The organism is Methylobacterium sp. WL19 (assembly GCF_008040005.1).
GTDB classification, from domain to species: Bacteria; Pseudomonadota; Alphaproteobacteria; order Rhizobiales; family Beijerinckiaceae; genus Methylobacterium; species Methylobacterium bullatum.
In genome coordinates this window covers 1-6,189 of sequence record NZ_VRVC01000190.1, presented here as the reverse complement: position 1 = coordinate 6,189, position 6,189 = coordinate 1, and the positions used below count along the sequence as shown (strand labels likewise).

Here is a 6,189-nt window from a genome sequence, read left to right as displayed (position 1 = left end):
CCCTGCCGGAACTCTCCGTCGTCGGGGAGGCCGGCCGGAGCGGCTTCGGCGTCGCCTCGCCCCAGGGCTCGGCGCCCAGCGTCATCGAACAGCCCGTGGGGCAGGTGGTGACCCAGGTCGGGCGCAGCGGCACGATCGGCGACCGGCCCGCCACCGATATCGGCTCGGTCCTCGTCAACAGCCCGGGCGTCACCGTGCGCCAGGGCAACGGCGCGCGCGACGTCGTCATCTCGATCCGGGGCAACAACGCCCGTTCCACCGGCGTCACCAAGAACATGGTGGTCCTGGAGGATGGGTTCATCCTGACGCAGCCGGACGGCGCCTCCCGGTTCGATCTCGTCGATCCGCGCGCCTATTCCCGCATCGACGTGTTCCGCGGGCCGCAATCGGCCCTGTTCGGCAATTACGCCACCGGCGGCGCGCTGGCCTTCCGGACGCGGACCGGCCGCGAGATCAACGGCTACGAGATCGGCACCGATGCGGGCAGCTTCGGCTATCTCAGCAATTACTTCACCGTGGGCGGCGCCAGCGGTCCGGTGGAGATCAGCCTGTTCGCCAGCGACGCGCGCGGCAACGGCTACCAGGACCATTCCTCCTACGACACCCAGACCATCAACCTGCTGGCGAGCTACACCCCAACCCCGGACAACCGCTTCACCCTGAAGGTGATCAACAACCAGGTGAACGCGGACCTTCCCGCCCGCTCCTCCCTCGACCAGTTCGGCATCAACCCCTACCAGCGCGGCTGCGCGGCGGCGGCCACCGCGGCCCCGGGCTGCACGCTCACGAACCTGCGCATCAACGGGGCCTTCGGCGCCACCGTGCCGGTCACGGCGGACGAGGGCGCCTTCGGGCGCAAGGACCGCCGCACCATCGTGGCGGCACGCTGGGAACACGACATCGACGCGCAGACCACGTGGCGCACGCAGCTCGGCTTCGACGAGCGAAACTTCAACCAGCCGTTCTATACGTCCTCGTCGCGCGGCTCCTATCCGTCCTGGAACTTCCTCACCGACCTGACCCGGCGCGGCGACCTGTTCGGCCTTCCGGCGGTGGGCTACGTGGCGCTCGCCTACAACACCATCGACAACCACATCACCACATTCAACCGCGCCCCCTATGGCGGGCCGACCCTCGGCGCGCTGATCGGCGACCAGGAGGCGGTGCAATCCAACCTCGGCGGCCGTGCTCGCACGGAGGTCGCGCTCTCGGACCAGTGGACGGGTGTCCTCGGCATCGCGGCGGAGAACACCACCATCACCGGGCGCAACCTCGCCTACGGCTATTCGGCGACGGAACGGACGACGACGGTGGCGACGACCGACCGCAGCTTCCTCAACGTCGCGCCAGAACTGGCCCTGGTCTACCGGCCCAACGCCGCCTGGACCTTGCGGGGGCGGGCCGCCACGGGCTACACCACGCCGGCGGCGAGCAACCTGTTCATCACCCCCGCCGGTCTTCCGGGCAGCAACACCCAACTCCAGACCCAGGAGAATCTCGGCTTCGATCTCGGCGCCGACTGGACTCCGACGGAAAATCTGCGCCTCAGCCTCACCGGCTTCTACGAGTTCTTCCGCAACGAGCTCGTGTCGCAATCCCCCGGCGCCGGGCTCCTGAGCTACACCTTCAACGCCCCGGCCTCGGAGCATCGCGGCATCGAGTTCGCGGCGGACTGGACCTTCTCACCCGGATGGCGGGCGGTGGCCGCCTACACGTTCGACGACCAGATTTATACGACATACACCGAGCAACTGAGCGCCGGAGCCTTCACCGAGCGCTTCGACCGCGCAGGCAACGCCATTCCGGGCGTGCCCGCCCATCAGCTCCTCGCCCGCATCGGCTACGACCAGCCGACGGGGCCGCTCGCCGGCCTCGGCGCTTATGTGGAAGCGGTCGTCCAGGACGGGTTCTTCATCGACAACGCCAACCAGTTGAAGGCGCCGGGCTATACCGTCGTCAATGCCAACGTGCATTACGCGGCCGACCTCCCCGGCGGCTACGCCAAGCGCATCAGCCTCTACGCGGAAGTCCGCAACGTCTTCGACGAGACCTACGTCTCCTCGGCCCAGAACCTCGCGAACTCCCTCAGTTCCACGACCGGCCTGCAGAACGGCGCAGGCGTGCTCGCCACCACCCCGGGCTCGGTCTTCGCCGGGGCACCGCGCAACGTAGTCGCCGGGATGAGGCTGTCCTTCTGACGATGGCGGCGGGCCGGATGCCACATCCGGCCCGCCGCCATTGGGGCCGATCGTGAGATCGGCCTATCGGCGGATTGCCCTCACCACGTCACACGCGCCGTGACCAGGGCCTGGAACGGCTCGCCCACGGCCACCAGCAGGTTGCTGGCCGCCGACGACGAATAATAGGTCTCGTCGAACAGGTTCTTGAGGTTGAGCTGGATCGTCGTCGCCCGACCGTTCACCGCCGTGCGATAGGCCAGGAAGGCATCGCAGACGAGGTAGTGGGGCATGGTGAAGGTGTTGGCGGCATCGCCCGGCCGCTCGCCGATATAGCGGGTGCCGAAGCCGGCCTCGAGGAAACCGGGGCCGAGGCGCAGCGAGCCGAGCTCGCCCTCGCGCGTCACCGCGCCGAACTGGTGGGTGAGGAAGGCGGACGCCGTCACGCGCGGCGTGTTCTGGAGCTCCTTGCCCGCGAGGATGGGATCCTCGGTCACGAGGGCCTGGGTGAAGCCGTAGCTGCCGATCACCGCCCAATCGGGCAGGATCTGGCCGGCGACGTCGAGTTCGAACCCGCGCGAACGGGCCTTGCCGGCGGTGGTGGCGATCCGCGCTCCGTCCACCACCTGGGTGACCAGCACGTTCGCCTTCTCGACATCGAACATCGCCCCCGTCACGGTGAGGCCGGGGCCGAGATCCGCCTTTACGCCGACCTCGTAGGCCTCCCCCTCCTCGGGGGCGAGGGAGCCGTTGGTCTCCAGATCGGTGACGTTGGGCCGGAACGAGCGGCTGAAGCTGCCATAGAGCGAGAGATCGGGCGTCAGCTTGTAGACGATCCCGGCACGCGGGACCGGCTGCACGCCGTTGATGTCGGTGGTGACCACGGACGGCCGCCCGGCATAGGCGAGCTGATCGTAGATCTGGGCGCTGACACCGGCCACCAGGATGAGCTGGTCGGTGAGGTGGAACGAATCCTGGAGGTAGAGGCTGGTGTTGTTGAGCCGGTCGCGGACGTCGCTGCCCGTGAGCGAAACCTGGTTCGACGGGCCGAGGCGACCATAGACCGGGTCGAAGACGTTGAAACCGCCCTGGTTCGCTCCGCGAATGGTGGTCTTGCGGAAGTAGTCCACCCGCTCGTACATCGCGCCCGCCAGGATGTCGTGCCTCAGGCCGAAGGTGTCGACCCGTCCGGTCAGGTCGAGGCGTGCAACATGGGCGTTGAAGTCGCCGCCCTGCGTGGAATCGGCCCGTCGGGTCAGGAAGCCCGTCTCGGCATTGTACGAGACCGCGCGGACCTGATTGTCGTCGTAGCCGAGATGGCTGAAGCTGTAGCCGAAATGCAGCCGCCAATCGTCGTTGAAGCGATGCTCGATGTCGAGGCTGGCGAGATGGCTGGTGGCGTCCACGCGGCTGAAGCGTTCGTCGAAGCGGCGGTCGCGCGGGACCCGCAGGGGCTGGCCGTTGCGCGGATCGAAGATGGCGCCGCGGTCGAACGGGATATTATAATGCGCGAACTCGTAGGCCACCGTCACCTTGGTGTCGTCGCCCTTCCAAGTGAGCGACGGGGCCACGACCTGCCGTTCGATCGCGCCGAAATTGCGCCAGTATTGGTAATCCTGAAAATCCCCGACGACCCGGTAGGCGAGGTTGGTGCCTTCCACCGGCCCGGTCACGTCGGCCTGGACGAGGCCGCCGCCGAAGCTCGTCCCGGTGACGCTGAGGGCGCCGTGTGAAGTGAATTCGGGACGCTTCGAGACGAGGTTGATGAGGCCGCCCGGCTCCGAGATGCCGTAGAGGAGTGAGGCGGGGCCTTTCAGTACCTCCACCTGCTCGATGGCGTAGTTGAAGTTCTGTTGCAGGACCGTGCGGCGGCCGTCCCGCAGGATCGAGCTGTCCCGCGTGGTCCCGAATCCGCGCCGGATCACGCCTTCCTGCGTGCCCCCGAGGCTGTTGGCCTGGGCGGTGCCGCTGACGTTGCGCAAGGCCTCGTCGAGGGACAGCACGCGCTGGTCGCGCAGGACGGTGGCGGGCACCACGGCGATGTTGGCCGGCGTGTCGAGGAGCGAGGTATCCGACCCGGCCCCGAAACTGGTCCGCCGGGGCTGATACCCGATGGTGCCGCTGCCATCGCCGTCGACGGTGATCTGATCGAGGGACACGGCGGTCGGGGAGGCGGCCTGCACCGCCGCCGGGCTGTTCTGGGCCCAGGCCGTGTCCGCGAGGACGAGGGCGGCCCCGCCCGCCAGCAACCATGGCAGGCGATTGGCGGCTCTGCGGTCGAGCCTCGCCGCATGAGGTGGGCATCCGGTCTGGTCGGGCATCGCCTACTCCTGAAACACTCCAGAAACACAAGTATGACCAAAGTCATAGCCTGACAATATCCAGTATAAACTTTGTAATTCTTCTAAAAATGCAGTTTAACGGTAATTTTATAGGCGATATTTTTCATCTGAAAGAATAGTTCTTCAGACAATAAATTTCCGCTGGCCGCGATCCACTGCACAATAGCCTGACAAGCCAAAGGCGGGGGCGAGGCGCGGAGACGAACGGGCCACCCCCGAGAGGCGCGAAGGATCGGGCGCATCGGGTTTCCGGCGGCACGAGGAAGCTGGGCGGATTCGTCCCGAAGCCGGCGGGCTTTCACGGGGAGCCATGCGGGATCGGGCGCGGGCCGCGCACGCGCGGAAGGTCAGGGTGGTAACCGGAAGATCACATCTTGCCGGGAACTGGTGCGGGCCGCACCGACACCTCGGCAAGGTTGTAGCCTTCCCATGCGGAACGGCTTAGGGCGGTCGGCAAAGCTGGCAGTCTCCCGAGAGCTGCCGCGACGAAGGAGTTTCGGATGACCAGACGCGGCTACAAGGGGGCCATCGCCGCCGCCCTCGGTGCCCTGGCCTGCATGGCCGGCACGGCGCAGGCGGCCCAGTGCGGCAACACGGCCAGCGGTTTCGAGGCGTGGAAGACCCAGTTCGCGCAGGAAGCGAAGGGACGCGCCAGCGCCGCGAGCCTCGCCGCCCTGATGGAGACCTCCTATTCCGGCGCCACCATCTCGGCCGACCGGGGCCAGAAGAGCTTCCGTTTGACCCTCGACCAGTTCCTGGCCAAGCGCGGCGGCCCCACCATCGTCGCCCGTGGCCGCAAGCTGAAGCAGACCAACGCGGCCCTGTTCGACTCGATCGAGCAGCGCTACGGCGTGCCGGCCGGCCCGCTCCTGGCGATCTGGGGCATGGAGACGGGCTTCGGCGCGGTTCGCGGCAACATCAACACGCTCTCCGCCGTGGCGACCCTCGCCTATGATTGCCGCCGCTCGGACTTCTTCACCGACCAGCTCTACGCGGCCCTCACCCTCGTCGATCGCGGCATCCTCAACTCCGGGACCCGCGGCGCCGCCCATGGCGAGGTCGGCCATACCCAGTTCCTGCCCAAGAACGTGTTGACCTACGGCACCGGCGGAAGCCTCGACAGCATTCCGAATGCCCTCAACGCTACCGCGAACTTCCTGAAGGGTCACGGCTGGAAGGCCGGAGCCGGATACCAGCCGGGCGAGCCGAACTTCGCGGCGATCCAGGGATGGAACGCGGCCACCGTCTACCAGAAGGCGATCGCCCAGCTCGGACGCCAGATCGACGGCCAGTGACGGATCACGGGGCCCTGCGGGGCCCCGTTTTCGTTCGGGCCGCGCTTTTCGCGCCGGAGGCTCGCTCGGCGCTGTTTCCATAGGCCCACCTTGACTTGGCCCCTGCCCGGTCGATCTTCCGGCTTCGACGATGGCGTCGCAGCGGGACATACTCCATGGCCGGGATCGTTCTCGCAGGGTTGATCGGGATGGTGGCGGGTCTGCGGACGTTTACCGCACCGGCGGCAATCGCCTGGGCGGCGCATCTCGGCTGGATCTCCCTCGACGGGAGCTGGCTCGCCTTTCTCGGCTACCGCTCGACGGCCGTCATCCTCACCCTTCTCGCGCTCGCCGAGTTCGTCACGGACACGCTTCCCGCCACGCCGAGCCGTACCG

3 protein-coding genes and 1 pseudogene are annotated in these 6,189 nt (G+C 67.5%); 3 read left to right on the top strand and 1 reads right to left on the bottom strand.

Going from position 1 to position 6,189, the window contains the following annotated elements; translation table 11 throughout:
* Nucleotides 1-2,198 (top strand): TonB-dependent receptor (locus FV220_RS23465; RefSeq protein ID WP_147833418.1); only part of this gene is annotated, 2,198 nt, incomplete at its 5' end.
* An 80-nt stretch (nucleotides 2,199-2,278) separates the two neighbouring features.
* On the opposite strand, the gene FV220_RS23460 is transcribed toward FV220_RS23465, so the two are convergent.
* On the bottom strand, nucleotides 2,279-4,498 hold the full coding sequence (locus tag FV220_RS23460; RefSeq protein WP_246689527.1) for a TonB-dependent siderophore receptor: 2,220 nt from the start codon (nucleotides 4,496-4,498) through the stop codon (nucleotides 2,279-2,281).
* Nucleotides 4,499-5,019: 521 nt separating this feature from the next.
* Here FV220_RS23460 and FV220_RS23455 point away from each other — a divergent pair.
* Both FV220_RS23455 and FV220_RS23450 read left to right on the top strand, forming a co-directional pair.
* A complete protein-coding gene (locus FV220_RS23455; RefSeq protein WP_018043371.1) occupies nucleotides 5,020-5,814 on the top strand; it encodes a lytic transglycosylase domain-containing protein in 795 nt (264 codons plus the stop codon).
* Nucleotides 5,815-5,969: 155 nt separating this feature from the next.
* Nucleotides 5,970-6,189: pseudogene (locus FV220_RS23450) on the top strand (DUF4126 domain-containing protein); the annotation flags it as partial.

Bases quoted from the DNA above. Each gene is read 5' to 3' on its own strand.
- FV220_RS23460 (WP_246689527.1), bottom strand. From the start codon at position 4,498: ATGCCCGACCAGACCGGATGCCCACCTCATGCGGCGAGGCTCGACCGC.
- FV220_RS23455 (WP_018043371.1), top strand. From the start codon at position 5,020: ATGACCAGACGCGGCTACAAGGGGGCCATCGCCGCCGCCCTCGGTGCC.